Source organism: Streptomyces sp. NTD107 (genome assembly GCF_059510435.1).
In genome coordinates this window covers 644,644-670,892 of the sequence record NZ_JCAJZV010000001.1, presented here as the reverse complement: position 1 = coordinate 670,892, position 26,249 = coordinate 644,644, and the positions used below count along the sequence as shown (strand labels likewise).

Here is a 26,249-nt window from a genome sequence, read left to right as displayed (position 1 = left end):
GTCAGCGGATGGCGCTGCCGGGCGGGGCCTGGAGGAGGCCAAGTTCGTCGCGGTGCGGCAGGCTCTCCCAGTCGCCGCGGCCGGCGACGGCGAACGCTCCGGTGATACCGGCCCGGCGGAGCCGGTCGGCCGGGGCGAGGCCGTCCAGCAGCCCGGAGAGGTAGCCGGCGCAGAAGGCGTCCCCGGCGCCGACCGGGTCCACCACCGTGACCCGGTGGGCGGGCTGGTGGAGGTGGTGGCCTTCGGCGTCGTACAGGTCGGCGCCGGCGCCGCCCCGGGTGACGATCACCTCGCGGGCCCCGGCGGCCAGGACCTCCGCCACCCGGTCCGGCTCGCCGCCGGTGGTGGCGTCGCCGGCGATCAGCGGCAGTTCGTCGTCCGAGGCGATCAGGATGTCGAGGGAGCCGAGCAGCGGGCGCAGGGTGCTCGCCGCCTGCTGCCGGCTCCACAGCCGGGCCCGGTGGTTGATGTCGAGGACCACCGTCCAGCCGTGCGCCCGGGCGTGGTCGGCGGCGGCGGTCACGGCGGCGGCGGGGCCCGGGCCGAGCGCGCAGGTGATGCCGGTGAGATGCAGGACGCGGGCGCCGGCCGCCAGCGCCGCGGTGAGGTGTTCCGGCCGCTGGCGGGAGGCGGCGGATCCGGCGCGCCAGTAGTGCACCCGGGTGACGTCGGACACCAGGCGTTCGCGCAGCAGCGATCCGGTGGGCGCGTCGGGGTCGGTGGTGGCGTGCGTCACGTCGACGCCTTCGCCGCGCAGGGTGCGCAGGATCAGCCGGCCCGGTTCGTCGGCGCCCAGCCGGCCGGCCCACGCGGCCCGGTGGCCGAGGCGGGCCACTCCGATGGCGACGTTCGACTCCGCGCCGGCCACGGCGGTACGGGCCGGGGCTCCGTTGGCCAGTGGGCCGTCGGTCTGGAGGGACAGCATCGTCTCGCCGAAGGTGAGGACGTCGGGCGTGGCTGTTCCGGGGTACTGGCTCATGCGGGGTGCTCCTGTCGCTCGGCGCGGCGGGCCGGGGCGGTCACCATTCGGCGAACGAGCCGTCGGAGTGCCGCCACACGGGCCCGCGCCAGTCGGGGGTGCTGTTGTCGGCCGCGCGGACGGCGCGCTCGTCGACCTCGATGCCCAGGCCCGGCGCGGTGGGGCGCAGGAAGCAGCCGTCGTGGAAGCGGAACACCTCGGGGTCGGCGAGGTAGTCGAGGACTTCGGCGCCCTGGTTGTAGTGGATGCCGATGCTCTGTTCCTGGATGAGGAAGTTGGGGGTGCTGAAGGCGATCTGGAGGCTGGCGGCGAGCGAGACCGGGCCGAGCGGGCAGTGCGGGGCGAGCGGGACGTCGAAGGTTTCGGCGAGCGCGCCGATGCGGCGTACCTCGGAGATGCCGCCCGCGTGCGAGAGGTCGGGCTGGAGGACGGCCACGCCGGCCTGGAGGGCGGGCAGCACGTCGGTGCGGGAGTACAGCCGCTCGCCGGTGGCGATCGGCACCGGGGAGCCGGCCACCAGGTCGCCGAGCAGCCGGGTGTACTCCGGCAGGACGGGTTCCTCGACGAACAGGGGGTTGAAGGGGGCCAGGTGCGGCAGCATCTTGCGGGCGTTGGCGGCGGTGAACCGTCCGTGGAAGTCGAGGGCGAAGTCCCGGTCCGGGCCCAGCACCTCGCGGGCCGCCGCCGCACGCCGCACCATGGCGTCGATGTCGCGGGTGGTGGCCAGCCGGTTCATCCGTCCGGAGGCGTTCATCTTGACGGCCGTGAAGCCGGCTTCGACCAGGGCGGCGACCGCGTCGGAGATCTCGGCGGGCTCGTCGCCGCCCACCCAGCTGTAGGTGCGGACGCGGTCGCGCACCGGGCCGCCGAGCAGGACGTGGACCGGGGCGCCGAACGACTTGCCGGCGATGTCCCACAGCGCCTGGTCGAGGCCGGCGACGGCGCTGGAGAGTACGGGGCCGCCCCGGTAGAAGGATCCCTTGGTCATCACCTGCCAGTGGTCCTCGATGCGCAGCGGGTCCTGTCCCAGGAGGAGTTCGGCGAGTTCGTGGACGGCGGTGCGTACGGTGGCGGCGCGGCCCTCGACCACGGGCTCGCCCCAGCCGACGATGCCCTCGTCGGTCTCGATCCGGCACAGCAGCCAGCGGGGCGGAACGGCGAAGGTTTCGACGCGGGTGATCTTCATGGGTGGGCTCCTGCGCTGCGTGGGGTGGGGCGCTTGCTAGGCGGAGGTCTTGAGGACGCTCCAGCCGCCGTCGACGACGAGTGAGGCGCCGGTGACGAAGGAGGCGTCGGGGCCGGTCAGGAAGGCGATGGCGCCGGCGACTTCTTCGGGGCGGCCGAGCCGGCCCAGGGCGGTCTGCTCGGCGCTGGTCCGCCGGTCCGCCTCGTCGATGTCGTCCCAGGCCCGGGTGAGGACCGGCCCGGGGAGGACCGCGTTCACGCGGACGTCGGCGCCGTACTCGACGGCGAGTTGCCGCACGAGTCCGGTGAGTGCCGCCTTGGTGGCGGCGTAGGCGGGCCGGCCCGGCAGGCCGACCAGGGCGTGCACGGAGGAGACGAACACGGCGCTGCCGGCGGTGGCGCGCAGGTCGGCGAGGCAGGCCCGGAAGCCGAGGAAGGTGCCGGTGAGGTTGACGGCCAGTTGCCGCTCCCACTCGGTGCGGTCGATGGCGTCGGCCGCGCCGACCCGCACCGTGTAGGCGTTGCTGATCAGTGCGGCGACGGGTCCGAAGTGCTGGTGCGCGGTGCGCAGTACGCCGTCCCAGTGGGTTTCGTCGCGGACGTCGCCGTGGCGGTAGACGGCGCGTCCGCCGGCGACCCGGATGGCGTCGGCGGTCTCCTCTCCGGCGGTGTCCCGTACGTCGACCAGGACGACGCCGGCGCCGTCGGCGGCCAGCCGGTGCGCGGTGGCGGCGCCGATGCCGGAGGCGGCGCCGGTGACCACGGCGCAGGGCCCGGTGGATCGGCGCTCCTGGGGCGGGGGCGGGTTCACACGCGGCTCCCGGTTGGCTTCGTCGCGACGGGGGGAAGGGCGCGAGCCCATGGGCGGGCCGGCCCGCACCATTAAATATGAATTAACGGTGTCCGCCAAGAGGTCGGGCCGGATTCCGCCTTTCATTGGTCTGTACATGACGGGGTGCCGCGCCGTACTGTCCGCCGAGTGCGTCCCCCACCCCTTCCGAGGAGCGGACCCCCCATGTCCCTGCGTACCCGGCCCCGTTACCAGGCCGCCCTCACCGGCCTGCTCTCCCTCGTCACCGCCGCCGTACTGTCCACCGCCCCGCCCGCCGCCGCCACCACAGCCACCCCGGCGGCGGACACCTGGACCGAGATCGGCACCGACCGCGCCGATCCCCTCACCGAGAGCCAGGGCCTGACCTCCATCGAGATCCCGGCCAACAGCCCCTTCCGCTACACCGGCATCGGCACCATCCCCGCCGACCTCAGACTCCGCGGCTGGAACCACGTAGGCGACCCCGACGCCTCCTACGACGGCCACTACATCGAGCCGTACCAGCGGGACTCGGGCAGCACCAAGATGTTCCGGGTACAGGCCCCCGGCGGCGGCTGGTCGGAGTACGTGCACACCCTGAGCCCCGGCGAGGCGCTCAACAACTCCTGGGTCGCCGTCTCCCCCGACGGCCAGTGGATGCTGGCGGGTGAGTACGGCACGATGAACCGGCTGCTGGTCTTCCCCACTCCCGGCGTCAACCCGGCCACCTCCCCCGCGGCCAACCTCCCGCAGGTCGCCACCGTCCACCTCGACCGCCCCGTACGCGACGTGCAGGGCTGCGACTTCTCCGGGCCGACCACCCTGTTGTGCTCCTCCGACGACCCGCAGGGCAGCCTGTTCGGCATCACCAAGCCGCTGCTCCAGGTCGACCTCTCCGGCGAGCCGAACGGCACGGCGGATGTCTCCGGCCGGGTCACGGCGCTGCGTCAACTCCCGCTTCGCAGTGCCTGCTCCGGCACGTTCGAGGTGCAGGGCATCGACTACGACCGGCGCACCGGCACCCTGCGGGTGATCGTGATGTCGCCGGGCTTCTGCGTCCTGACGGACAGCATGACGTACCGCTTCACCCGTTGACCGGCCCTCAATACCGCCCCGGGATGATCCGGTGCGGGACGATGTCCGCATGTACCAAATGCCGCACAACGCCCACATCGGCTATCTGGTGTGGGCTCTTCTCTTCGCCTGCCTGTTCGCGTGGGAGGCCATCGGGCTGATCAACCCCGTCGACTCCTTCCCGACCCTCAGCCAGACGCTCAAGGCGGTGATGCGCCACCAGATCGGCCGGTGGGCCCTGTTCGCCGCCTGGCTCTGGTTCGGCTGGCACGCGTTCGTGCAGGGCTGGCACTTCCTGCTCCGCGGCCCGGTCCTGTAGCGGCCCCGATGGCGGACAAGCTCGCGATCGGCACCGTCTGCGTCGTCTATGTGCTGCTGATGATCTACCTCCGGATCGGGCTGCGGATCATCCGCGCCGACCCGCACGGCCTGCCCCGCCGGCGCCATCCGGAACGGCGGGGGTGGCCGGAGCTGGTGCGCCAGGTCATCCAGACCGCTGTGTGCGGCTGGCTGCTGCTCATGGTGGTGATCGTCGGCTACTACGGCGGCCTGGCCCGGCACAACCCCTCCTTCGTCCTGCACGCCGTCACCGGCACCCTGACCCTGATGGCCATGACCCTCCCGCTCTTCCTCGCCGCCAGCTGGCTGGCCACCCGGCGCACCCGGCCACGGCGGAAGACCCGGTAGCAGCCTCCCCGCCCGGTCCAGGGCCTCATCGGGGTCGACCCGAGCCGCCCCGGTCGAGGACGGCCGGCGTCCCCCGGAGGACGAGCGGGCGAGCACGATCCGGTGCTGGGCCTTCCGCCGGGCCGAGGGTGGGTCAGCCGCCGCCGAGACCGGTGGTGGCCACGGATCTGACGATGCGGCGCTGGAAGAAGAGGAAGACGATGATGAGGGGGGCGGCGGCCAGCATCGCGGAGGCCGTGGACTGCGCGTACTGGACGCCGTACGACTCCCGCACGGTGGCGAGGCCCACCGGCAGTGTCATCAGCCGTGAGTCGTTGATGATGATGAACGGCCACAGGAAGTTGTTCCAGGCGCCGATGAAGACGAAGACCGAGACGGCGGCGACGATCGGCCGGGACAGCGGCAGTACCACGGAGCGGAACACCCGCAGCTCGGAAGCGCCGTCGAGGCGGGCGGCCTCCTCCAGTTCGCGGGGCACCGCGTCGAAGAAGCGTTTGAGGATGAAGACCATCATGGGCGCCACCACCTGGGGCAGGATCACGGCCCAGTAGGTGTCGACCAGGTCGAGGGCCAGCATCTGCTGGAACAGCGGGACGATGAGCAGTTGCGGCGGCACCATGATCGAGGCGACGGTGACGGCGAGCAGCACCCGGCGGCCACGGAAGGTGCCCCGGGAGAAGCCGTACGCGGCCAGTGTGGAGATCAGCACGGTGATGGCGGTGACGGCGGTGGCGATCAGCAGACTGTTGAAGCCCCACAGCGGCAGGTTGCCGCGTTCGATGACATGCCGGTAGGAGGCCAGCGTGAAGGCGCCCTTGACGGGGTTGAGGCCGGGCGCCGAGACATCCCGTTCGCTCTGGAAGGACGTCGCGACGGCCACCGCGAACGGCAGCAGCCACAGCAGGGCGAACACCGTGAGCGCGCCGCCGGCCAGGGCCCGGGGCAGTCGGCCGTGGCCCAGCAGCAGGGCTGATCCGGCGCGTTCGGCGGTGGGACGGGGGCGGGTGGTTCCGCTGGTGCGGGGGGTCGTGGTGGCGGGCATGGTCGCTCAGCCCTCCTGACGCGGGAAGAACCGCAGCTGGGCGATGGAGATGACGATGATGAGCGAGAAGAACAGGTAGGAGATGGCGGAGGCGTAGCCCAGCCGGTAGCCGGCGAAGCCGACGTCGTAGATGTACTCCAGGATGGGGCGGGTGGTGTCGTTGGGTCCGCCCTTGGTGAGGATGTAGATCTGGTCGAAGACCTTGAGCGAGGCCAGCACCTGGAGCATGCCGACCAGGGCGGTGGTGCGGCGCAGTTGGGGCAGGGTGATGGACCACAGCCGGCGCCAGGCGCCGGCGCCGTCGAGGGCGGCGGCCTCCAGGAGGCTGTCGGGCTGGGACTGGAGCGCGGCCAGATAGAGCAGGAAGTTGAAGCCGACGGTCCACCAGACGGTGAGCAGGGCGATCGACCACATGGCGACGGCGTCGTCCGAGAGCCAGCCGACCGGGCCGATGCCGAGCGTGCCGAGCAGTTGGTTGGCCATGCCGAGGTCGGGCTGGTAGAGCCACTGCCAGATCAGGGTGACCACCGCCACCGGCAGCAGGTAGGGGGCGAAGAAGGCGAGGCGCCACAGCCACTGGCCGGCCAGCCCCGTGTGCACCAGCAGGGCCATGGCGAGGGCGATCAGTACCAGGGGCACGGTGGTGATCAGGGTGAAGAAGACCGTGTTGCCCAGGGAGTTCCAGACCGCGGCGTCGCCGAACGCCTCCGCGTAGTTGGCGAGGCCGACGAAGGAGGTGCCGGTGAGGGTGAGCGATTCGTCGGTGAGGCTCATGACGATGCCGTGGCCGATGGGCCAGGCCATGAACAGCGCGAAGGCCAGGGCGAAGGGGAGCACGAAGAGCGCTCCGGTGCGGCGCCTTCGCGGTGCGGGGCGGTGGCCGGGCGCCGGTCGCCCCTCGGGTCCGGTGCCGGGCCCGGTGGTGACGGTGTCCCGGGAAGCGGTGGTGCTCATCGGCGCGCTCCTTGTGTCTCCGTCGGCCACGTCATCGGACGGGGTTGGGCTGGTCGAGCAGGCCCTCGCACTCGCGGACCATCCGCCGCACGGCGGACTCGGCGGAGGCGTTGCCCAGGACGGCGGACTGGAGGGCCTGGGACATGCGTTGCTGGAAGACGGAGCCGGAGCCGGCGAACCAGTTGGGCGGGTCGAGTACGGCCAGATCGCCGGCCTCGGCATAGGAGGACTGGGGGTTCAGGCGGGCGTACTCGGGTTCGTCGAGCACCGGCCGGTAGGCGGGTATGTGGCCGGCCGTCGCCCAGGTGAGGGAGCGCCGCAGGATGGCCGCCACATAGCGGTGCGCCTCCCGGCGGCGTGCGGGGTCGGGGTTCTCCTGGCGGGGCAGGACGTAGCTGTGGGAGTCGGTGGAGACGGCGGGTGCTCCGAAGACGTTGAGGAACGGGGCGGCGCCGAGCCGGATTCCGGTGCCGCGCAGGTTGGGCAGTTCCCATTCGCCGACGGCGATCATCGCGCCGCGGCTCTCGCTGAAGGCGGCCAGCGCGCCGAAGTAGTCGAGGTGGTTGGGGTTGGTGCGGCCGTCGAAGAGTTCCTGGAGGAAGGAGACGACCCGCAGCGCGGCGTCGGTGTCGATGGCCGGGCCGTCGTCCGGCAGGTCGAAGGCGGCGCCGGTCTGGGCGTAGAGGGCGTTGAAGATCCGCCAGTTCTGGGCGGAGTCGGTGACGTGGCCGAAGATCAGTCCGGCGCCGCCGCCGGCGTCGGCGAGCGCGGCGGCGGTCTCCAGCGTCGCCTCTGGCGTGCCGGGCTGGCGGAGTTGGCCGGCGTCGTCCAGGACGCCGGCCCGTTCGGCGACGTCCAGGTCGTAGAAGACGATGAAGGGGTGGGTGTCCAGCGGGACGGCGTACAGTCCGCCGGCCCACTGGGCGCGGTCCCACAGGGCGGGCGGGAAGTCGGCGCGGGTGATGCCGAATTCGGCGAGCAGGTCCACGTCGAAGGGGTCGAGCAGGCCGCCGGGGGCGTACCCGGCCATCCGGGAGAGGTGGAGCACCGCCACGTCGGGGCCCCGGCCGCCGGCCGCGGCCATGGCCAGCTTGGTGTAGTAGGAGGGGCCCCACTCCAGGATCGTCCGGTCCAGGGAGAAGCCGTCCGGGCCGGCCCGGACGGTGTCCATCATCTCGTCCATCAGCAGGCCGTCGCCGCCGGAGAACAGGTCCCAGACCGTGAGTCCGGTGCCGCCGCCCGATCCCGGGACGGCGCAGCCGGTGAGGAGGCCGGGGGCGAGGGTCGCTCCGGAGGCGGCGAGGGTCAGGCGCAGCAGCCCGCGCCGGCCGATCGGTGGCCCGCCGCGGTGTCGTGGATGGTCTCCGGTCATCTCGCACCTCTCCGGCCCGACGCTGGGGTTGTTCCGGAGGGTTGTACATCGGGGGGCAACTCCCGTGAAGAGAGGTGACCGGATGGCTTTCGGTGGTGCGGGCCGGGCGCCCCGGGTCGCCGGTCGGCGACCCGGGGCGCAGCCGGCCGGCCGTCAGGGCTTCCGGGCCACGAGTCCCCACTGGTACAGCTGGTCCTGCGGGGGCTGCACGCTGGGGTGGTCGGGGCGCCACAGGGCGATCGGGCCGAGTCCCGGCGGGAGCAGTTCGAGGCCGGCGGCGGTGGCGGCCAGCTGTGCCTCGGAGCGCGGATAGTAGGGGGCGGCGCCGGAGGCGGCGTAGTCCTCGCACAGCGCCATGACTTCGGGGTCGTCGATGCTGTCGCAGGTCACCAGGTAGCTGCCGGAGGGCAGCCGCCGGGTGTACTCCTGGACGAGTTCGGCGGCCGGGTCGGGCTCGATGTGGCCGAGCATGGACAGCAGCATGAGGGCGACCGGCTGGTCCAGGTCGAGGTCGGCGCCGGCCCGTTCCAGCATGACGTCGACGTCGCGGACATCGGCGTCGAGATAGGTGGTGGCTCCTTCGGGGGTGGAGGTGAGCAGGGCCTGTGAGTGCATGAGGACGGTGGGGTCGGTGTCGGCGTAGACGATTTTGGAGTCGGGGGCGTAGCGCTGGGCCACCTGGTGGGTGTTCTCGGCGGTGGGGAGTCCGCTGCCGATGTCGAGGAACTGCCGGATGCCGACGTCGCGGGCGAGGTGGCGGACGGCGCGGCCGAGGAATTCGCGGGACGCCACCGCGATGCCGGCGATGGTGGGGTACTGCTCCCGCAGTGCGTCGCCCAGTTCCTTGTCGACGGGGTACCAGTCGTCGCCGCCGAGCCAGTAGTTCCAGAACCGCGCGGAGTGCGGCACGGTGGTGTCGATCTTGAGCGGGGCGGAGCGGTGGTGGGCGTCATCGGCTGTGCTCATGGCTGCCTCCCTGGGAGCTGAAGCGTTCCTTCATCGTCTGCTCCCCGTTGGCATCTGTCACCCACCCACGCCCGGATCACTTGCGGCACTCCCCCACCACGGCGGGGCGGTCAGCCGGCCCGGGCGCGGTCGCGGTCACCGGCCAGCAGCCACAGCAGATAGCCGCCGCCGAGGGCTCCGGTGACCAGTCCGACCGGGATCTGGAAGGGGGCAAGCAGGCGTTGGGCGAGCAGGTCGGCGGTGGCCAGCAGCAGGGCGCCCATGGCCATCACCGGGCCCACGGTGACGCCGGGGGCGCGGGTGAGCCGGCGGGTCAGCTGGGGTGCCGCCAGGGCGAGGAAACCGATCGGACCGGCCACCGCGATCGCCGCGCCGGCCAGGGCGACGCCGAGCAGCAGGACCAGTCGGCGGACGCGGGGGACGGGTACGCCCAGGCCGCGGGCCAGGTCGTCGCCCATCTCCAGCAGCCGCAGCGGCCGGGCCAGCGCCAGGGCCGGGCCCAGCAGCAGGGGCAGGGCGATCAGGACGGGGGTGACGCCCTGCCAGCCGATGGCGTTGAGGCTGCCGTGCAGCCAGGCTTTGGCCTGTTCGGCGGAGCGGAGGTCCGCCCTGGTGAGCAGATAGTCGTTCAGTGAGGCGAGCATGGCGCCGATCGCGAGGCCGACCAGCACCAGCCGGTTGCCGCTGACGGAGCGGACGGCGGCCAGCGCGTACACCACGATCGCGGTGGCCAGACCGCCGAGCAGCGCGCCCAGGCCCACCCCGATCCCGCCCGCGCCCTGGGTCTGCTGGACTCCCCCGGGGTCGGCGACCAGGATCACCAGCAGCGCGCCGGAGGCGGAGCCGGTGGTGAAGCCGATGATGTCGGGGCTGCCGAGCGGGTTGCGGGACAGGCTCTGGAAGAGCGCGCCGGAGAGCCCGAGCGCGGCGCCGACCAGCAGGGCCGCGGTCACCCGTGGCAGCCGCTGGTCCAGCACGATGAACCGGTCGGCGGGTGAACCGCCGCCGGTGAACACGTCCCACACCCCGCCGGCGCCGATCCGGTAGGTGCCGGTGAACACCGTCACCGTCCACACCAGGGCGCACGCGGCCAGCAGTGCGCCCAGCACCCATCGGGTGCGGCGGTGGCCGTTTCGCGGGGCGGTCATGCGGTGGCCCCCTTGCGGCGGGTGACCAGCCACAGCAGCACCGGGGCACCGATGAACGCGGTGACGATTCCGGCCTCGATCTCGCCGGGCGGTGCGAGTACGCGTCCGGCGATGTCGCTGAGCAGCAGCAGGGCGGGGCCGGCGGGCAGGGCGAACAGCAGCAGGAGGCGCAGGTCGGGGCCGAGCAGCAGCCGCAGCGCGTGGGGAACGACCAGGCCCACGAAGGAGATCGGTCCGGCGGCGGCGGTGGCGGCCCCGCACAGCGCGATGACGGCGGCGAAGCCGGCGGCCCGGATCCACGACGGGCGCAGGCCGAGGCCGGTGCTCAGGGCGTCGCCGAGTGCGAAGGCGTTGAGCGCGGGCCCCAGCGCGAGGGCGATGAGCACTCCGGCGGCGACGAAGGGGGCGATGGTCCGCGCGGTCATGGCGCCCCGGTTGTCGAGCGAGCCGACGACCCAGAAGCGGTAGGAGTCGAACGCCTCGCTGTGAAACATGGTCAGGATCCCGGTGCAGGCGCCGAGGCAGGCCGAGAGCGCGGCGCCGGCGAGGACCAGGCGGATGTGCTGGTGGCCGCCCCGGCCGCCGGAGCCGAGGGTGTGGACGAGGGCGGCGGCCAGCAGTGATCCGGCGAAGGAGAACCAGATCCAGCCGGCGGTGCCGTGGATGCCGAGGAAGACGATGGAGCCGACCACGGCGAGTGCGGCGCCCGCGTTGATGCCGAGCAGTCCGGGTTCGGCCAGTGGGTTGCGGGTGAGGGCCTGCATGAGGACCCCGGCCACGGCCAGGGCCATGCCCACGGCGACCGCCAGCAGGGTGCGGGGCATGCGCAGTTGCCACACGATGATCGACTCACGGCTGTCGTCGGGCCGCAGGACGACGTGCCACACGTCCGCGAGCGGGATGCCGCGCGCGCCCACGGAGAGGCTGAGGCCGGCGAGCAGCAGGACGAGGGCGACGCATCCCAGCCACAACAGCGCGCGTCGCAGGGGGTGTTGCGGGAGCCCCCGCCGGTCGGCGGATACGGAGAGTGATGCAGTGGGCGGGTCGGCGCGGCATTCCCGCACGTTGTGACTCACGGCATATCCCTCTCGGCTACTCCTTGTTGCTTAGGACAGCCTAAGCTAACTTCCCATGTCCATGTCTCGTCATCGTCGAAGCGGCCTCACCCCCGCCCTGCTGGCCCTGGCCGGAACCCTGCTGCTCGGCGGCTGTTCGGCCGCCGGGGATCCGGCGGATCCGTCCGCCGCGCCCACCACCTCCGGCCCCACCGAAACCGTCCACACCGCCCCCCGGGTCATCCCGGACGGTATGGGCAGCGGGGCGCAGGACGGCCGGTTCCCGCGCACCGTGCGGCACTTCACCGGGGAGACCGAGATCACGGCCGAGCCCAAGAAGGTGGTGGTGATCTCCACCGGCCAGGCCGACGCGCTGCTCACCCTCGGGGTGGTCCCGGCCGGCAGCACCCGGGGCGACGGCGCCGAGCTCGTACCGGACTATCTGCACGACGCGTTCCCGCAGTTCGCCGACGGGCTGGCCCAGGTGGCGGATGTCGGCTCGCGGGTGGAGCCCGACCTGGAGACCATCGGCAATCTCGACCCCGATCTCATCCTCATGAACGCGGCCGGCAAGGACGCCGAGACCCTGTACACCGCGCTGAGCCGGCTGGCCCCCACCGTCGCCACCCAGGGCACCGGCCTGTACTGGAAGCAGGACTTCCTGCTGCTGGCCGACGCCCTGGGCCGTACCGAGCAGGCGCAGGGGGTGCTCGACGCCTTCCACGCCGAGGCCGCCGAACTCGGCGCGGCCCTTGACGAACCGCCCACCGTCTCCTTCCTGCGGCTGAACGCCGACCGGCTGCGGGTGTTCGGTGTGCCCTCGTTCACCGGCTCGATCGCCGAGGACGCCGGGCTGGCCCGGCCCGAGAGCCAGCAGTTCGACGAGACCTCACAGGACATCAGCAACGAGGAGCTGGACCGCGCCGATGCCGACTGGGTGTTCTACGGGGTCCAGGGCGACGCGGAGAAGGCCGCCGAGCTGACGCGGGCACCGCTGTGGCCGACCCTGGAGGCGGTGGCCGGCGGCACGGCGGTGCCCGTGGACGACGATGTCTTCTATCTGAACACCGGCCCCACGGCCGCCGCCGGGGTGCTCACGGAGCTGGAGCGGCGGTTGCTGCCCTGACCCGGCGCGGGCGGCAGCCCGCCGAGCTGAGCCGTGGGCCGGCCGGGTGCCTCACGCGCCCGGCCGGCCCGGCCCGCCCACTCCTCGTGCGTCAGTCGGTGCCGGACTCCATCGCCGCGCGGTCCAGCAGCTCGTCGTCGGCGTCGACCTCGCCCCGGGAGGCGATGGCCTCGGCGCCGCCCTCCGGCATGGCGCCGATCAGCCCGGTGGCGGCGGCCTGGGCGGCGCCGGTGACCACTCCCCCGGTGCCGATCAGGCCGATCCCGGCGTACTGCTCCAGCTTGGCGCGCGAGTCGGCGATGTCGAGGTTGCGCATGGTGAGCTGGCCGATCCGGTCCACCGGGCCGAACGCCGAGTCCTCGGTGCGCTCCATGGACAGCTTGTCCGGGTGGTAGCTGAAGGCCGGGCCCGTGGTGTCGAGGATCGAGTAGTCCTCGCCGCGCCGCAGCCGCAGCGTCACCTCGCCGGTGACGGCCGCGCCGACCCAGCGCTGGAGGGATTCGCGCACCATGAGGGCCTGCGGGTCCAGCCAGCGGCCCTCGTACATCAGCCGGCCAAGCCGCCGGCCCTCGCTGTGGTACTGGGCGAGGGTGTCCTCGTTGTGGATCGCGTTGACCAGGCGCTCGTAGGCGGCGTGCAGCAGGGCCATGCCGGGCGCCTCGTAGATGCCACGGCTCTTGGCCTCGATGATGCGGTTCTCGATCTGGTCGGACATGCCCATGCCGTGCCGGCCACCGATGGCGTTGGCCTCCATCACCAGCTCGACGGGGGAACCGAACTCCTTGCCGTTGATCGTGACCGGCCGGCCCTGCTCGAAGCCGATCGTCACCTCCTCGGCGGCGATCTCGACGGAGGGGTCCCAGAACCGGACGCCCATGATCGGCTCGACGGTCTCCACCCCGGTGTCCAGGTGCTCCAGGGTCTTGGCCTCGTGGGTGGCGCCCCAGATGTTGGCGTCGGTGGAGTAGGCCTTCTCCGTGCTGTCGCGGTAGGGCAGGCCGTGCGCCAGCAGCCACTCGGACATCTCCTTGCGACCGCCGAGCTCGGTGACGAAGTCGGCGTCCAGCCAGGGCTTGTAGATCCGCAGGTGCGGGTTGGCGAGCAGCCCGTAGCGGTAGAACCGCTCGATGTCATTGCCCTTGAAGGTGGAGCCGTCGCCCCAGATCTGGACGTTGTCCTCCAGCATCGCCCGCACCAGCAGGGTGCCGGTGACGGCGCGGCCCAGTGGGGTGGTGTTGAAGTACGCCCGGCCGCCGGAGCGGATGTGGAACGCCCCGCAGGCGAGGGCTGCCAGCCCCTCCTCGACCAGCGCGGCGCGGCAGTCGACCAGGCGGGCGATCTCGGCGCCGTAGGTCTTGGCGCGGCCGGGCACCGAGCCGATGTCGGGCTCGTCGTACTGGCCGATGTCGGCGGTGTAGGTGCACGGGACGGCGCCCTTGTCGCGCATCCACGCGACCGCGACCGAGGTGTCGAGGCCGCCGGAGAAGGCGATGCCGACGCGCTCGCCGGCGGGGAGGGAGGTGAGGACCTTGGACATGGGAAGAGTATGCACAAATACGCATGATCATGCAAAGTCGGGGTCGGAGCGGGAGATCATCCGGGAGAGCCACTCCGGGGCCCCTTTTACCGCCGGAGACTCATTCGTACGAGCGATGCCACCTCCCGGCGCGGCCCCTACTGTCTGGGCGATGACCTCGTTCCCGCTGCCCCGGCCGCAGTTCCTCGATCCGCTGATCGCCCTCGCCGCCGTCTCACCGGCACTGCTGGACCAGGCGACCACGGACGGCTCCCGGCCGGCCTGGACGGCGCTGGCGATCCACACCGCGGTCGCCGCCGGCGGGCTGCTGTTACGGCGCCGGTGGCCGCTGACCGGGTTCGCGGGAACGCTGCTCACGCTGGCCGCCATGGAGATCTGGTGCGCCGCACAGGAGGTGCAGCTGGGCAATCTGGCGGTCCTGCCGCTGGCGTTCTCGCTGTACGCGGTGGGCGCGTACTGCTCGGTGCCCCGCGCGCTGACCGGGGTGTGCGGCGGCACGGTGCTGGTGTGCCTGGGGGTGATGGTCAACCACGCCACCGCGAGCCCCGACTGGCGCGGCGGCTCCGACGTGTTCGCGGCGGTCGCCCCGGTGCCGGTGGCCTGCGCGCTGGGCATCGTGGTGCAGAGCCACCGGCTGACCCTGGAGACGGTACGGCGGCGGGCCGCCGACGCGCAGCGCGAACACGCGCTGCTCGCCGAGCGCGCGGCGGCGGCCGAGCGGGTGCGGATCGCGCGTGACATGCACGACGTGGTGGCCCACTCGCTGACGCTGCTGGTGGTGCACGCCGAGACCATCCGGGCCCGGTCCGCGGACCTGCCCCCGTGGGCGAACCGGCAGGTGGACGCGCTGGCCGCCGCCGGGCGGCAGGCGACGGTGGAGATGCGGGAGCTGCTGGGGGTGCTGCGCAACGGGACGCCGGAGAAGGCGCCACTGACGCCCGCCCCCTCGTTCGCCGAACTGCCCGCCCTGGTGGAGTCGGCGCGGCAGGCCGGCAATCCGGTGCGGCTGGAGACCCGGGGGGAGCCGGGCGCGCTGCCCAAGCCGGTGCAGCTCATGTGCTACCGGATCGTCCAGGAGACGCTCGCCAACGCCCGCCGGCACGCCCCGGGCGGTGCGGTGGCCATCGAGCTGGTGGTGACGGAGACCGCCGTACGGCTGGCGGTGACCACCGCGCGCTCCCCGTACCAGGTGGAGCCGGTGCCGGGGGCCGGCACCGGGTTGCAGGGGATACGGGAACGGGTGACGGCGCTGGGCGGCGCGTTCACGGCGGGCGGCACCGGGGACGGCGGCTTCGGGGTCACCGCGTCCGTGCCGCTTCCGCAGCGGACCGGGCGGGCGTGGTGAGGGCGGGGCCGCGGCCGATCACCGTGGTGATCGCCGACGACGAGTCGACGGTGTGCGAGAGCCTGGGGCTGATCCTTGAGGCCCAGCCGGGCGTGGAGGTGGTGGGCACCGCCTGCGACGGTGAGGCGGCCTTGCGCACCTGTACCGAGCTGCGGCCCGATGTGGCGCTGCTGGATGTGCGGATGCCGGGCCGGGACGGGCTGTGGGTGCTGTCCTCGCTGTTCCGGCAGGGGCTGGTGGGGGCGGGCGCCACCCAGGTACTGATGCTCACCACCTTCGACAACGGGCGGTATCTGGCGGACGCGGCGGCGCACGGCGCGCGGGGGGTGCTGCTCAAGAGCCTGCCGTGGGAGGAGCTGGTGGCGGCGGTCCGGGCGGCCCACGCGGCGGGGCGGGAGGGGTGAGTACGGGCGCGGGCCCCGGTCAGCGCAGGCCGGCCCTGCGCACCAGGGCGGCGGCCTGGCCCCGGTCGCGGCAGTCGGTCTTGCTCAGCAGTCTGCTGACATGGGATTTGACGGTGTGTTCCGACACCGACAGCCGCTCGGCGATCTCCAGGTTGCTCAGCCCTTCGCCCAGCAGCTGGAGCACATCGCGTTCGCGGGCGGTCAGGGCGGCGACGCGGGCGGCGTCGGAGGCGTCCACCGTACGGTCGGACCGGCCCCGGACGTAGCCGTCGATGATCCGCCGGGTCACGCTCGGGCTGAGGAATCCGTCGCCCTGGGCGGTCGCCCGGACCCCGGCCAGCACCTCCTCGTAGGAACTGCTCTTGAGCAGGAACCCGCTGGCGCCGCCGGCCAGCGCCTCGTCCACGTACTCGTCCAGGCTGAAGGTGGTGAGCATCAGCACCCGGCAGCCGCCGTGGCCCAGCAGGCCGCGGCGGGTCAGCTCGGCGAGCACCCACAGACCGTCGCCCTGCGGCATCCGGACGTCCAGCAGCAGGACGTCGGGGCGCAGTTCGGCGCACTGGCGCACGGTCTGGCGGCCGTCGCCCGCGCTGCCGACGACACACAGGTCGCGCTGGGTCTCCAGGATCAGCCGCAGTCCCTCGCGGACCACCGGTTCGTCGTCCGCGATCACCACGGACACATGGCGCTGCGTTGCCATCGTCACCTTCCCCCAGGTCGCGTTCCCCATGCCCGTGCGTCACGGGAGCGATCCCGCCGCCGTCCCCTGGTCCTGGGGGCGGGCAGGCGGCGGTGTCTCCCGGGCGGGTCCGTGCGCGCTGGGGGTCATCCTCATCCATGGCGGGGAAGCGCATCAAGGCCGCACCCCCGGGCGCCAATGGGCCGACCAGTGGCGAGGGCAGGGGCCGGTGGTGCCGGAGGGTCCGGGAACGACGGGTGGTGGCTCCTCCGTTCGACGCCGGGTGCTCCCTCTCACGGCGGACGGGCGGCGGCCGGCGGGCGGTCCGGCGTCATTCTCAAGAGTGCATGGGGCAGCCACGGATGCATCCTTAGCGGCGATGCCGCCTTCGCGGCGGGCGTGCTGTCATGGGCCAGCGCTCACGAGTTCCGCCGGTCCCACTGCCACCCAGCGGTGTCCCGACCACACACCGTCCCACCCGAACTGGCCTCACAGCTCTTCGGCGCACAGGTATCGCGTCATGCGATCACGGGGCCCTGACCAGGAGTTGACCTTGACCTGCCCGCTGTCGTGCCGCACGGGCGGAGCTCTGCCGTGCGCTGCCCGGATGATCAGAATTGCGCGCTGCGTTTCACGCCGTTCGTGCCACTCCCCCACGGAGAACACATGCGTAACGAACACCACAGCACCATTCGGATCGCCCTCGTCGACGACGAGGGGCTGGCGCGGGACAGCTTCAGTGCCGTCCTCACCCACGAGGAGGGAATGGAGTTGCTGACCGTCACGGATTCGCCCCGGGACGCGGTACTGACCGCCCGGCGGACCCCGCTCGATGTCATCCTCACCGACCTGACGGTAGGCCGGGAGAGAGCCCTGGAGATCCTTGCCCAGGCCCAGGGTTTACGCGCGAAGATCGTCGTGATCACCAGCCGGGACTCCGAGGAGAGTCTGTTCCGCGCCCTGAAGCTGGGCGCCCGCGGCTATCTGCTGAAATCCACCACCCGGCATGAACTGATCGAGGCGGTACGGGCGGTGGCGCGCGGCAACGCGTACCTGTGCCCGGTGATGGTCTCGCTCATGCTGGACCGGTTCAAGATCCTGCCGCCGGCCAACGGGTCGCAGGGCAGCGCCTTCTCCGAGCTGAGCGAACGGGAGGTGGAGGTGCTCAAGGGGATCGCGCTGGGGATGTCGAACAACGAGATCGCGCAGGATCTGAGTCTGACGATCGCCACCGTGAAGTCCCATGTCTCGAATGTGCTGTCGAAGCTGGGGCTGCGGGACCGGTTGCAGGCCGGAATCCTGGCGCATCGCAAGGGGCTCGCCCCGCACTGACGAAGGGTGTGGTCCTCCGCAGCGCGGGGGTGCGAGGGACCTCACCCCAGTGGCCGCCCGGCCCCATGGCCGGGGCTTTCACCCGCTGGCACACTGACACCCGGGAAGCCGGAGAGGAGCACGTGAGGGTGGACGCGGACAGCCTGGCGGCGGCAGCCGGCCATGCCGAACCGTGGGCGTACGCGGTGCTGTTTCTGGCCACCGCCGCCCCGCTGGCGCCCAACGGCACCCTGGTGGTGCTCGCCGGGATGCTGGCGGCGCGCGGCGATCTGTCACTGGTGCTGGTGGCCTCGGCGGTGCTGGCGGGGACACTCACCGGCGATCTGGGCGTGTACGGCTCGGCGCGGCGGCTGCGCGGCCGGGTGGCCGGCCGGCCGTGGCCGGTGCCCGGAGCGCTGCGCGGGGCGCGGCTGGCCGAGTTGACCGGCGCGGCCTCGGCACGGTTACGGAGCGGCGGCGGGGCGTTCCTGGTACCGCTGCGGTTCGTTCCGTGCGGGCGGGCCACGGGTGCGGCGGCGGCCGGCCTGAGCGGCTATCCGGTGGCCAGGTTCGCGGCCTTCGCGCTGCTGGCCGAGGTGTGCTGGACCGGCCTGTACGTGGCCGTGGGATACGGCGGGCACGGCGCCGTCGCGGGTCCGGCCCCGGTGTGGGCGCTGGGCGCGGCGGCGGGCGCGGCCGGCGGGGTGTGGTGGCTGCTGGCCCGGCGCCGCCGGGGCCGGGGCCGGGGCCGGTGGCCGGCCACGGCAGGGAGGGCGGCGGGATGAGCGGACGATGGCGGCCGGCGGCGGAACTGACGCTGGCCCGTACGGTGCACGCGCTGCTGAATGTGCCGGCGGGCGCGGTGGCGCTGCTGACACTGATCGCGCTGCCGCTGACCGGCCACCGGCGGTGGCGGCGGCGTGGCGAACAGGTGCGCCAGGACGTGTTGTTGCGCGCCGGGCGCGCCGAACGGGCCAGGCTGCGGGCCTGTGGTGTCGCGGACGTACCCGATCCCACCGCGTCGGTCCCCGAGCCGCGGACGGGGGTGCCGGCGAAGGACGCGGGCGCCGAGGCGTACCACGAGGTGCTGGCCGACACCGGGCGGCGTACCGGCTCGTGGCTGGTGGGCCGGGTGACGGTGGGTCTGCCGGCCGGGGTGGCGGTGCTGCTGTGCTGGTCCTTCGGGGTGGCGCTGGTGGCCTCGCCGCTGTACCGGGCGGATCCGCGATTCCTGAGCGAGGCGGTACGGGTGCTGGCCGGGGCGGCGGTGCTGGCGCTGGCGCCGTGGGGCGCCGGCGCGCTGGCCCGCTGGGACGCCCGTGCCGCGCACCGGCTGCTGGGACCCGGTGAGCCGGCCCGGCTGGCGGCCCGGGTGCGGGCGCTGATCCGCTCGCGGGCCTCGGTGGTGGAGGCGGTGGACGCCGAACGGCGGCGCATCGAACGGGATCTGCACGACGGGGTCCAGCAGCAGCTGGTGGCGCTGGCGCTGCTGCTGGCGGGCGCCCGGCGCACCGCGAGCCGGGTGGCGGACGGGCGGCGCCCCGGCGCCGAGTTGCTGCCCGCCCTGGACCGGGCGCACGAGAACGCGCTCCAGGCGCTGACCGAACTGCGCGATGTGGCCTGGCGGGTGTATCCGGCCATTCTGGACGACCGCGGTCTGGACGCCGCGCTGTCCGCGCTGGCCGAGCGGTCGGCGGTGCCGGTGCGCATCGACTACCGGCTGCCGTGGCGGCTGCCCGCCGGGATCGAGCCGGTGGCGTACTTCGCGGTGTCGGAGGCGGTCACCAACGCGGCCAAGCACGCGGCGGCCGATCTCATCCGGGTCAGCATCCGCGCCGAGGGCGAGCGTGCTCTCATAGTGATCGAGGACGACGGAGTGGGCGGCGCGGACACCTCGGGGGCGGGTCTTTCCGGGCTGATGCGCAGAGTTGCCGCCGTCGAGGGTGAGATGTCCGTGACCAGTCCGGTGGGCGGGCCCACCGTGATGACCGTGGAGCTGCCGTGCGCGTCGTGATCGCCGAGGATTCCGTGCTGCTGCGCGAGGGGGTGGCCCGGCTGCTGGAGGACGAGGGGCACGAGGTGGTGGGCCGGGCCGGGGACGCGGTGGAACTGATCGTGGAGGTGGAGCGGCACACCCCGGACGTGGCGGTGGTGGATGTGCGGATGCCGCCGACGCACACCGACGAGGGGCTCAAGGCGGCGCTGCTGATCCGGCGGCGCTGGCCCTCGATGGGGGTGCTGGTGCTGTCGCAGTACGTGGAGGAGCGGTACGCCACCGAGTTGCTGACGCATGACGCGGGCGGCATCGGCTATCTGCTGAAGGACCGGGTGGCGCGGGTCGAGGAGTTCATGGACGCCCTGGAGCGGGTCTCGCACGGCGGCACGGCGCTGGATCCGGTGGTGATCCGGCAGTTGTTCGCGCGCAGCAGGCGCACCGATCCGCTCAGCACGCTCACCGAGCGCGAATCGCGGGTGCTGTCGCTGATGGCCCAGGGGCACACCAATGAGTCGATCGCGCGGCAGGTTTATGTGTCGAGCAGCGCGGTGGAGAAGCATGTCAATTCCATTTTCCGCAAATTGGGTCTGGACATGGCCGAGGGCTCGCACCGGCGCATTCTCGCCGTGGTCCACTATCTGAAGTCATGACGGCCGCCACGACCACCGGCGCCGCTCGCGAGGCACGTCCGGCGCCGCCCGCCCCGGACCGCCGGCTGCTGATCACCGGCGGTCTCTCGGCGGCGTGCGTGGTGCTGTTCCTGAGCGTGTTCATCGCCTCGCACCTGACCCGTACCGGTGGGCAGCAGGAGAGCAGCCATCCGGGGGACTTCGACCGGGTGGAGGTCAGCGCCGGCGACGCGGTGACGGTGCGCGCCGAGCCGGGGACGGACACGGTACGGGCCCACTGGGAGCTGAGCTGGTCGCTGTTCGAGCCGCGGGTGGTCCAGGAGGAGGACGGCGGGACGCTGCGGCTCTCGGTGCGCTGCCCGGGGCTGCCGGGGCGCGGTTGCGGCTCGTCGGTGACGCTCACCGTGCCCGAGGCGGTGGCGGTACGGGTGTCGGCCGGTGGGGCGGTGCGGGTCACCGGGGTCGCGGGCGGGGTGGAGGTGGCCGGCGGGGACGGCGCGGTGGAGGTCTCCGACAGCGCCGGGCCGGTGCTGCTGAGCACCCGGGACGGGGCGGTGACGGGCAGCGGGCTGGCCGGGGCGGCGGAGGTCGCCACCCGTAACGGCGATGTGTCGCTGGGTTTCACGGCGCCGCCGCCGCGGGTGCGGGTCTCCTCCCGGGACGGGGATGTGGCGCTGGTGCTTCCGGAGCCGCCCGGCGGCTACGCGCTGGACATCGGGCAGCGCGGCGGGGACGCCGGCATCGGGCTCGCCTCGTACCCCTCCTCGGAGCGTACGGTGACGGTCTCCACCCGGGACGGAAGCGTGCGGGTGAGCCCGGCCGGCGCACCCTGAATTCGGCACCGCGCGGCCAGGGTTGCTCATTCCCGGGGCGGTGCGGAAACCTACCGGAGGCGGAACGGGATTCCATCGGGCGACCGATGAGCGGGGCGGCCGATTTCCCTAGCATGGAATGCGCTCAGCGTCCTTTCCAGGGAAGGCCGGTTCCGCGTGACCAGGAGCGAGGCAGCCGCGGCTGTCAGCACGGAGATGGGTCCCAGTCGACTGCCGCGCCGTACCAGGGTGGCGCTGAGCGGGCTCGCGATGGCGCTGCTGCTGGCGGTGCTCGACCAGACGATCGTGGCGACGGCGCTGCCCGCGATCGCCCGCGAGTTCCATGTCACCGGTTCGGTGTCGTGGGCGGTGACGGCCTATCTGATCACCACGGTGGCGTCCGCGCCGATCCACGGCAAGCTGGGCGATCTGTACGGGCGGCGGCGTACGTTCCTGGCCGCCGTGACGATCTTCGTGGTCGCCTCGGCGCTGGCCGGCGCGTCCACCAGCATCGGCATGCTGATCGCGATGCGCGCGCTCCAGGGGCTGGGCGGCGGCGGGCTGATGAACCTGGCCACCTCGGGCTTCGCCGATCTGGTGCCGGCCTCCGAACGCGGCCGGGTACAGGGCTACACCGGTGGGGTGTTCGCGATCGGCTCCATGAGCGGGCCGCTGCTGGGCGGGGTGTTCGCCGAGCATCTGAGCTGGCGGTGGATCTTCTATGTGAATGTGCCGCTCGGGCTGACCTGTCTGATCATCACCTATCTCACCTTCCGGGTGCCGCACACCCCCCGGCGGCCCCGCCCCGCCATCGACTACACCGGCGCCGCGCTGCTGGCCGCCGCCGTGACCGCGCTGCTGCTGGTGACGGTGTGGGGCGGCAACGAGTACGCCTGGGGATCGCCGCAGATCCTGGGGCTCGGCTCGGCGGCGGTGCTGCTCGGGGTGCTGTTCTGGCTCCAGGAGCGGCGCGCGGCCGAACCGGTGCTGCCGCCCAGGCTGTTCCGCAATCCGGTGTTCGCGCTGGGGGTGCCGTCCTCCGGGCTGCTGGGGATCGCCCTGTTCGGGACGATCGTGTACGTGCCGCAGTTCGTGGAGGTGAGCCGGGGCACCGGCCCCACGGTGGCCGGACTGGTGCTGGTGCCCACCATGGGTCTCGCGGTGGGCGCCGGGATGACCGCCGCGATCCGGGTGTCGGCGACCGGCCGCTACCGGCGGTTCCCGATCGCCGGCTCACTGCTGGTGCTGGCCGGCTTCGGCGGGCTGACGCTGCTGGAGACGCACACCCCGCTGTGGCAGTTGTTCATCCCGCTGGCGCTGCTGGGGGTGGGGGTCGGGCTGCACATGCAACTCATGGTCTTCATCGTGCAGAACGCCGTACCGCACGCCGATCTGGGCACCGCCACCGCCGCCACCATGTTCTTCCGGGCGCTGGGCGGTGCGGTGGGCACCGCGCTGTTCAGCGCGCTGCTGCTGCGCGGGCTGCGGGATTCCCTGCCGGGCGCCGCGCCGGGGGTGGACCCCGATGACGCCTACAACGCGATCGCCCGGCACGGCGGCGGCATAGCCGAGTCGGCGCGCCCCGCCGTGGCGGAAGCCTTCGCCGACTCGATCCATCTGGTGTTCGCCGCGGCCCTGCCGTTCGCGGCGGCCATGCTGCTGCTCGCCTGGTTCATCCCCGCCGTCCCGCTGCGCCGCACGGTGCGGGACGACGCGTAGCCCCCGCTTCCCCGCTCCCCTTCCCCACCGGCCTCCCCAAGGAGTGAGTGTGTCCCGCATACCCACCGTGCTCGGTTCCGTCGCGCCCGAGGATCTCGGCCCCACTCTCATGCACGAGCATCTGTTCGTCCTCTCTCCGGAGTATGTGCGCGACTACGGGGTGGGCGCCTGGTGGGACGAGGAGGAGCGGGTGGAGGACGCGGCCCGCAAGCTGCGGGAGCTGGCGGGGCGGGGCATCCGTACCCTGGTCGACCAGACGGTGCAGGGCATCGGGCGGGACATCCGGCTGATCCGGCGGGTCGCCGAGCGGGTGCCCGAGCTGAACATCGTGGTGACCACCGGCCTTTACACCTTCGACGCGGTGCCGCAGCACTACGCCTTCCGCGGTCCGGGGCTGCTGCTGGACCAGCCGGACCCGATGATCGCCGACTTCACCAAGGACCTCACCTCCCAGATCGCGGACAGCGGGGTGCGCGCGGCGCTGCTCAAGTGCTGTGTGGAGGCGCCGGGTCTGGTGCCGGGGGTGGAGCGGGTGGCCCGGGCGGTGGCCTCCGTGCACCGGGAGACCGGGGCGCCCATCAGCGTGCACACCGACAGCGGCAGCGGCGCCGGGCGCCTGGCGCTGGACCTGTTCGCGAAGGAGTCGGTGGATCTGACCCGGGTGCTGATCGGTCACGCCGGGGACAGCACCGATCTGGACTATCTGATGGAGCTGGCGGACTCGGGGGCCACGCTGGGCATGGACCGGTTCGGGCTCTCGCTGTTCGGCGGCACCGAGGAGCGGGTGGCCACCGTCGCCGCGCTGGCCCGGCGCGGGTACGCGGACCGGATGGTGCTCTCGCACGACGCGCACTGCTTCCCCGACTATCTGGCGCCCGACCCGGACGCGGTGAAGGCCCGCGGCCTGCCCGAGTGGAACTTCACCCACATCAGCGACCGCGTGCTGCCCCGGCTGCGTGAACTCGGCGTCGCCGAGGCCGACATCCAGCGGATGCTGGTGGACAATCCGCGCCGCTTCCTGGCCGGCTGAGGCGGGCGCGGTGAGCACTCCACCAACGGTACGGCGCCGGCGGCACGCCCCCGTACCGGTGACGGCGCTGCGGGCGCTCGGCCCGGCCTTCGTGGCGGCGGTGGCCTACGTGGACCCGGGGAACTTCGCCACCAATATCGAGGGCGGCAGCAGCTACGGGTACACCCTGCTGTGGGTGGTGATCGCCGCCGGACTGGTGGCGATGCCGGTGCAGTTCCTGTCGGCGAAGCTGGGCATTGTCACCGGTCGTTCGCTGCCCCAGGCGTGCCGGGAGCGGTTCGGGCCGCGTACCACCCGGGCCTTGTGGTTGCAGGCCGAGGTGATGGCGATGGCCACCGACATCGCCGAGTTCATGGGCACGGCGGTGGCGCTGGACCTGCTGTTCGGGATGCCGCTGCCGGCCGCGGTCTGTCTCACCGGCGCGCTGTCGTACCTGATGCTGGGCATCCAGTCCCGGCGGCACCGCCCGTTCGAGATGGCGATCGCCGCGATGCTGTGTCTGATGTGCGCCGGCTTCGGCTATCTGATGATGCGTTCGGGGGTGGACGGTACGGCGCTGGTGTCCGGTCTGGTGCCGGGCGGCGCCGATCACCGGGCGACTCTGCTGGCGCTGGGCATCGTGGGCGCCACGGTGATGCCGCACGCGATCTATCTGCATTCGGCGCTGGTGCTGCGCCGGCATGTGGCCGGCAACGGCAAGGAGATCGACCGGGCGCTGCGCGCGGAGCGGTTCGATGTGCTGGTGGCGCTGAGCCTGGCCGGGGTGATCAACGCGTCGATGCTGATCGTGGCGGCTGGGGCGTTCCACGGCTCCGGGCTGTTCGAGGTGGCGTCGCTGACCGACGCCCACGCGGCGCTGGGCGGTTGGGTGGGTCCGGCGGCGGCGCTGGTGTTCGCGCTGGCGCTGCTCGCGGCCGGGCTGTCCTCGTCGGGCATCGGGACACTGTCGGGGCAGATCGTGATGGAGGGGTTCACCGGGGCGCGGATCCCGCTGGTGATCCGGCGCACCATCACCATGGCCCCGGCGGTGGTCATCGCGATGGCGGGGTGGGATCCCACCCAGGCGCTGATCCTGTCCCAGGTGGTGCTGTCCTTCGGCATCGCCCCGGCGCTGGTGCCGCTGCTGGTGATCACCTGCGACCGCTCGGTGATGGGCCGGTACGTCAACTCCCGGCGGGTGACGGTTCTCTACGGGGTGATCGCGGCGGCGATCATCGCGCTGAACGCGTTTCTGCTGTGGCTGGTGCTGGCGCCCTGACGCCCTGACGCCCTGCCGCGCGGGCCGCTCACCTGGTGCGCAGGCGCCAGGCGGTGAAGTCGGCGGCCACCAGGGAGATCACCGCGACGAGGAAGAGGACGGCGGTGATCCGGGTGGCGCCCTGGGCGTGCTGGGAGGCGAGGCCGCCAAGGCCCACGAGCAGCAGGGTCCACACCGCGGTGCCCAGGCCCGTCCAGGTGAGGAAGCGGGGGTACGGGAGCGCGGTGATCCCGGCCAGCGCGGGCAGTACGTGGCGGCGGAAGCCGGTGAAGGGGCCCAGGAAGAGCGCGGAGCGGGCGCTGTGGTGCAGGAACCGGTGTGCCTGGAGGAGCCGTTCGCGGCGGACGATGAGCACCCGCCAGCCCAGCGCGGGCGGTCCCAGCCGGTGGCCGGCGGTGTAGGCGGCGGCGGAGGCGGCGATGGCGGACAGCGCGACCACGGCGATCATGGTGGCGATCGGGACATCGACCGCCGGGGCCAGCGCGCCGCCGCCGGCCGCGCCGGCGAACAGGGCGGCGGCCTCGGCGGGGATCACCACGGTGTGCAGGCCGGTCCGGCCGGCGAACACGATGAGGGCCACCAGCAGATACACGGCCGCGATCGGGATGAATGCACCGCTGTGGCTCACGAATGGTCTCTCCGTGCGTCGTCGGTTGCCCGGGGGCCGGCCGCCCCCTTCCGGTACCGACAGACTACGCATCGTGACGCGCGGGGGCGCTGCGGACAGCTCCCCTGCCGGGTTGCGGAGCTCCACAGGGCCGCCGCCGGCGGTGCGGGGGTGCCGGCAAGCGCGGGGAGCGGCCGGCCCGGGGCCGGCCGCTCCTGGTGGGCGGTGGTGGTGCCGTCAGTCGGCGGGCGGGGTCACAGGGCCGCCAGGCCCTTCTCGATGTGCTCGACGACGTCCTGGACGGTGCGCAGTTCCTTCAGTTCGTCGTCGCTCAGCTCGATCTTGAATTCCTCCCCGACCGCGACGGCGATTTCGATGAGGGCGAGCGAGTCGATGTTCAGGTCCTGGATGAGGTGTTTCTCGGGGGTGACATCCGTGGCGGGGATGCCGCCGATTTCCTCGACGATGCCGGCCACCGAGGTGAGGATGGACTGCTCGGACATGAGGTTCTCCAGGTTCTGCC

Annotated in this window: 27 protein-coding genes; 14 read left to right on the top strand and 13 right to left on the bottom strand. The window is 72.7% G+C overall.

The annotated features are described in order from the left end of the window. Nucleotide 1: 1 nt before the first annotated feature. The 3 genes from AC5WRL_RS02950 to AC5WRL_RS02940 are packed head-to-tail and all read right to left on the bottom strand — an operon-like array spanning nucleotide 2 to nucleotide 2,975. Entirely contained in the window at nucleotides 2-979 is a 978-nt protein-coding gene (locus tag AC5WRL_RS02950) for a sugar kinase (protein WP_496086640.1), read from the bottom strand. 40 nt (nucleotides 980-1,019) lie between these two features. Continuing rightward, a complete protein-coding gene (dgoD, locus tag AC5WRL_RS02945) occupies nucleotides 1,020-2,165 on the bottom strand; it encodes a galactonate dehydratase (protein ID WP_496086639.1) in 1,146 nt (381 codons plus the stop codon). Nucleotides 2,166-2,201: 36 nt separating this feature from the next. After that, the gene (locus AC5WRL_RS02940) at nucleotides 2,202-2,975 is read right to left on the bottom strand and encodes an SDR family NAD(P)-dependent oxidoreductase (RefSeq protein ID WP_496086638.1); all 774 of its coding nucleotides are present in this window, start codon (nucleotides 2,973-2,975) and stop codon (nucleotides 2,202-2,204) included. A gap of 204 nt (nucleotides 2,976-3,179) precedes the next feature. On the opposite strand from AC5WRL_RS02940, the gene AC5WRL_RS02935 reads away from it, so the two are divergent. The 3 genes from AC5WRL_RS02935 to AC5WRL_RS02925 are packed head-to-tail and all read left to right on the top strand — an operon-like array spanning nucleotide 3,180 to nucleotide 4,736. Beyond that, nucleotides 3,180-4,070 (top strand): hypothetical protein, encoded by an 891-nt coding sequence (locus AC5WRL_RS02935; protein ID WP_496086637.1) that lies wholly within the window; start codon nucleotides 3,180-3,182, stop codon nucleotides 4,068-4,070. 49 nt (nucleotides 4,071-4,119) lie between these two features. Then, on the top strand, nucleotides 4,120-4,368 hold the full coding sequence (locus AC5WRL_RS02930) for a DUF6186 family protein (protein ID WP_496086636.1): 249 nt from the start codon (nucleotides 4,120-4,122) through the stop codon (nucleotides 4,366-4,368). An 8-nt stretch (nucleotides 4,369-4,376) separates the two neighbouring features. Continuing rightward, on the top strand, nucleotides 4,377-4,736 hold the full coding sequence (locus AC5WRL_RS02925; protein ID WP_496086635.1) for a DUF6256 family protein: 360 nt from the start codon (nucleotides 4,377-4,379) through the stop codon (nucleotides 4,734-4,736). A gap of 133 nt (nucleotides 4,737-4,869) precedes the next feature. On the opposite strand, the gene AC5WRL_RS02920 is transcribed toward AC5WRL_RS02925, so the two are convergent. From AC5WRL_RS02920 to AC5WRL_RS02895, 6 genes are all read right to left on the bottom strand, one after another. Further along, a complete protein-coding gene (locus AC5WRL_RS02920) occupies nucleotides 4,870-5,778 on the bottom strand; it encodes a carbohydrate ABC transporter permease (RefSeq protein WP_496086634.1) in 909 nt (302 codons plus the stop codon). A gap of 6 nt (nucleotides 5,779-5,784) precedes the next feature. Further along, complete coding sequence (locus tag AC5WRL_RS02915; RefSeq protein WP_496086633.1) at nucleotides 5,785-6,732, bottom strand: carbohydrate ABC transporter permease; 948 nt, start codon at nucleotides 6,730-6,732, stop codon at nucleotides 5,785-5,787. A 31-nt stretch (nucleotides 6,733-6,763) separates the two neighbouring features. Further along, the gene (locus AC5WRL_RS02910) at nucleotides 6,764-8,104 is read right to left on the bottom strand and encodes an extracellular solute-binding protein (RefSeq protein WP_496086632.1); all 1,341 of its coding nucleotides are present in this window, start codon (nucleotides 8,102-8,104) and stop codon (nucleotides 6,764-6,766) included. Between the two features lie 153 nt (nucleotides 8,105-8,257). After that, nucleotides 8,258-9,070 carry an SAM-dependent methyltransferase gene (locus AC5WRL_RS02905; RefSeq protein WP_496086631.1) on the bottom strand — a complete coding sequence of 271 codons (813 nt, stop codon included), beginning with the start codon at nucleotides 9,068-9,070 and terminating at the stop codon, nucleotides 8,258-8,260. Nucleotides 9,071-9,180: 110 nt separating this feature from the next. Further along, on the bottom strand, nucleotides 9,181-10,218 hold the full coding sequence (locus tag AC5WRL_RS02900) for a FecCD family ABC transporter permease (RefSeq protein WP_496086630.1): 1,038 nt from the start codon (nucleotides 10,216-10,218) through the stop codon (nucleotides 9,181-9,183). After that, complete coding sequence (locus AC5WRL_RS02895; RefSeq protein ID WP_496086629.1) at nucleotides 10,215-11,294, bottom strand: FecCD family ABC transporter permease; 1,080 nt, start codon at nucleotides 11,292-11,294, stop codon at nucleotides 10,215-10,217. The genes AC5WRL_RS02900 and AC5WRL_RS02895 overlap by 4 nt, the downstream gene beginning before the upstream one ends. A 55-nt stretch (nucleotides 11,295-11,349) precedes the next feature. On the opposite strand from AC5WRL_RS02895, the gene AC5WRL_RS02890 reads away from it, so the two are divergent. Next, on the top strand, nucleotides 11,350-12,399 hold the full coding sequence (locus AC5WRL_RS02890) for an ABC transporter substrate-binding protein (protein WP_496086628.1): 1,050 nt from the start codon (nucleotides 11,350-11,352) through the stop codon (nucleotides 12,397-12,399). Nucleotides 12,400-12,490: 91 nt separating this feature from the next. Here the strand turns inward: AC5WRL_RS02890 and argG are convergent, their stop codons facing one another. Beyond that, complete coding sequence (argG, locus tag AC5WRL_RS02885; RefSeq protein ID WP_496086627.1) at nucleotides 12,491-13,936, bottom strand: argininosuccinate synthase; 1,446 nt, start codon at nucleotides 13,934-13,936, stop codon at nucleotides 12,491-12,493. Between the two features lie 151 nt (nucleotides 13,937-14,087). On the opposite strand from argG, the gene AC5WRL_RS02880 reads away from it, so the two are divergent. Both AC5WRL_RS02880 and AC5WRL_RS02875 read left to right on the top strand, forming a co-directional pair. Next, the gene (locus tag AC5WRL_RS02880; RefSeq protein ID WP_496086626.1) at nucleotides 14,088-15,281 is read left to right on the top strand and encodes a sensor histidine kinase; all 1,194 of its coding nucleotides are present in this window, start codon (nucleotides 14,088-14,090) and stop codon (nucleotides 15,279-15,281) included. After that, nucleotides 15,278-15,685, top strand: coding sequence for a response regulator (locus AC5WRL_RS02875; RefSeq protein ID WP_496086625.1), 408 nt, complete (start codon nucleotides 15,278-15,280; stop codon nucleotides 15,683-15,685). Before AC5WRL_RS02880 ends, AC5WRL_RS02875 begins: the two co-directional genes overlap by 4 nt. 19 nt (nucleotides 15,686-15,704) lie before the next feature. Here the strand turns inward: AC5WRL_RS02875 and AC5WRL_RS02870 are convergent, their stop codons facing one another. Then, on the bottom strand, nucleotides 15,705-16,385 hold the full coding sequence (locus AC5WRL_RS02870) for a response regulator (RefSeq protein ID WP_496086624.1): 681 nt from the start codon (nucleotides 16,383-16,385) through the stop codon (nucleotides 15,705-15,707). Nucleotides 16,386-17,030: 645 nt separating this feature from the next. Here AC5WRL_RS02870 and AC5WRL_RS02865 point away from each other — a divergent pair. The 8 genes from AC5WRL_RS02865 (at nucleotide 17,031) to AC5WRL_RS02830 (ending at nucleotide 25,119) form a co-directional block, all read left to right on the top strand. Beyond that, nucleotides 17,031-17,696, top strand: coding sequence for a LuxR C-terminal-related transcriptional regulator (locus AC5WRL_RS02865; protein WP_496086623.1), 666 nt, complete (start codon nucleotides 17,031-17,033; stop codon nucleotides 17,694-17,696). 128 nt (nucleotides 17,697-17,824) lie between these two features. Then, complete coding sequence (locus AC5WRL_RS02860) at nucleotides 17,825-18,460, top strand: DedA family protein (RefSeq protein WP_496086622.1); 636 nt, start codon at nucleotides 17,825-17,827, stop codon at nucleotides 18,458-18,460. Beyond that, entirely contained in the window at nucleotides 18,457-19,689 is a 1,233-nt protein-coding gene (locus AC5WRL_RS02855; RefSeq protein WP_496086621.1) for a sensor histidine kinase, read from the top strand. The genes AC5WRL_RS02860 and AC5WRL_RS02855 overlap by 4 nt, the downstream gene beginning before the upstream one ends. Next, on the top strand, nucleotides 19,686-20,321 hold the full coding sequence (locus tag AC5WRL_RS02850) for a response regulator (RefSeq protein ID WP_496086800.1): 636 nt from the start codon (nucleotides 19,686-19,688) through the stop codon (nucleotides 20,319-20,321). Before AC5WRL_RS02855 ends, AC5WRL_RS02850 begins: the two co-directional genes overlap by 4 nt. After that, nucleotides 20,318-21,133, top strand: a complete 816-nt coding sequence (locus tag AC5WRL_RS02845; protein WP_496086620.1) for a DUF4097 family beta strand repeat-containing protein — start codon at nucleotides 20,318-20,320, stop codon at nucleotides 21,131-21,133. The genes AC5WRL_RS02850 and AC5WRL_RS02845 overlap by 4 nt, the downstream gene beginning before the upstream one ends. Before the next feature lie 156 nt (nucleotides 21,134-21,289). Next, nucleotides 21,290-22,831 (top strand): MDR family MFS transporter, encoded by a 1,542-nt coding sequence (locus AC5WRL_RS02840; protein WP_496086619.1) that lies wholly within the window; start codon nucleotides 21,290-21,292, stop codon nucleotides 22,829-22,831. Between the two features lie 49 nt (nucleotides 22,832-22,880). Beyond that, a complete protein-coding gene (locus tag AC5WRL_RS02835) occupies nucleotides 22,881-23,861 on the top strand; it encodes a phosphotriesterase family protein (RefSeq protein WP_496086618.1) in 981 nt (326 codons plus the stop codon). A gap of 10 nt (nucleotides 23,862-23,871) precedes the next feature. Next, nucleotides 23,872-25,119 carry an Nramp family divalent metal transporter gene (locus AC5WRL_RS02830; protein WP_496086617.1) on the top strand — a complete coding sequence of 416 codons (1,248 nt, stop codon included), beginning with the start codon at nucleotides 23,872-23,874 and terminating at the stop codon, nucleotides 25,117-25,119. Between the two features lie 28 nt (nucleotides 25,120-25,147). Here the strand turns inward: AC5WRL_RS02830 and AC5WRL_RS02825 are convergent, their stop codons facing one another. Then, entirely contained in the window at nucleotides 25,148-25,747 is a 600-nt protein-coding gene (locus AC5WRL_RS02825) for a DedA family protein (protein WP_496086616.1), read from the bottom strand. A gap of 233 nt (nucleotides 25,748-25,980) precedes the next feature. Further along, the gene (locus AC5WRL_RS02820) at nucleotides 25,981-26,229 is read right to left on the bottom strand and encodes an acyl carrier protein (protein WP_496086615.1); all 249 of its coding nucleotides are present in this window, start codon (nucleotides 26,227-26,229) and stop codon (nucleotides 25,981-25,983) included. Nucleotides 26,230-26,249 lie beyond the last annotated feature (20 nt).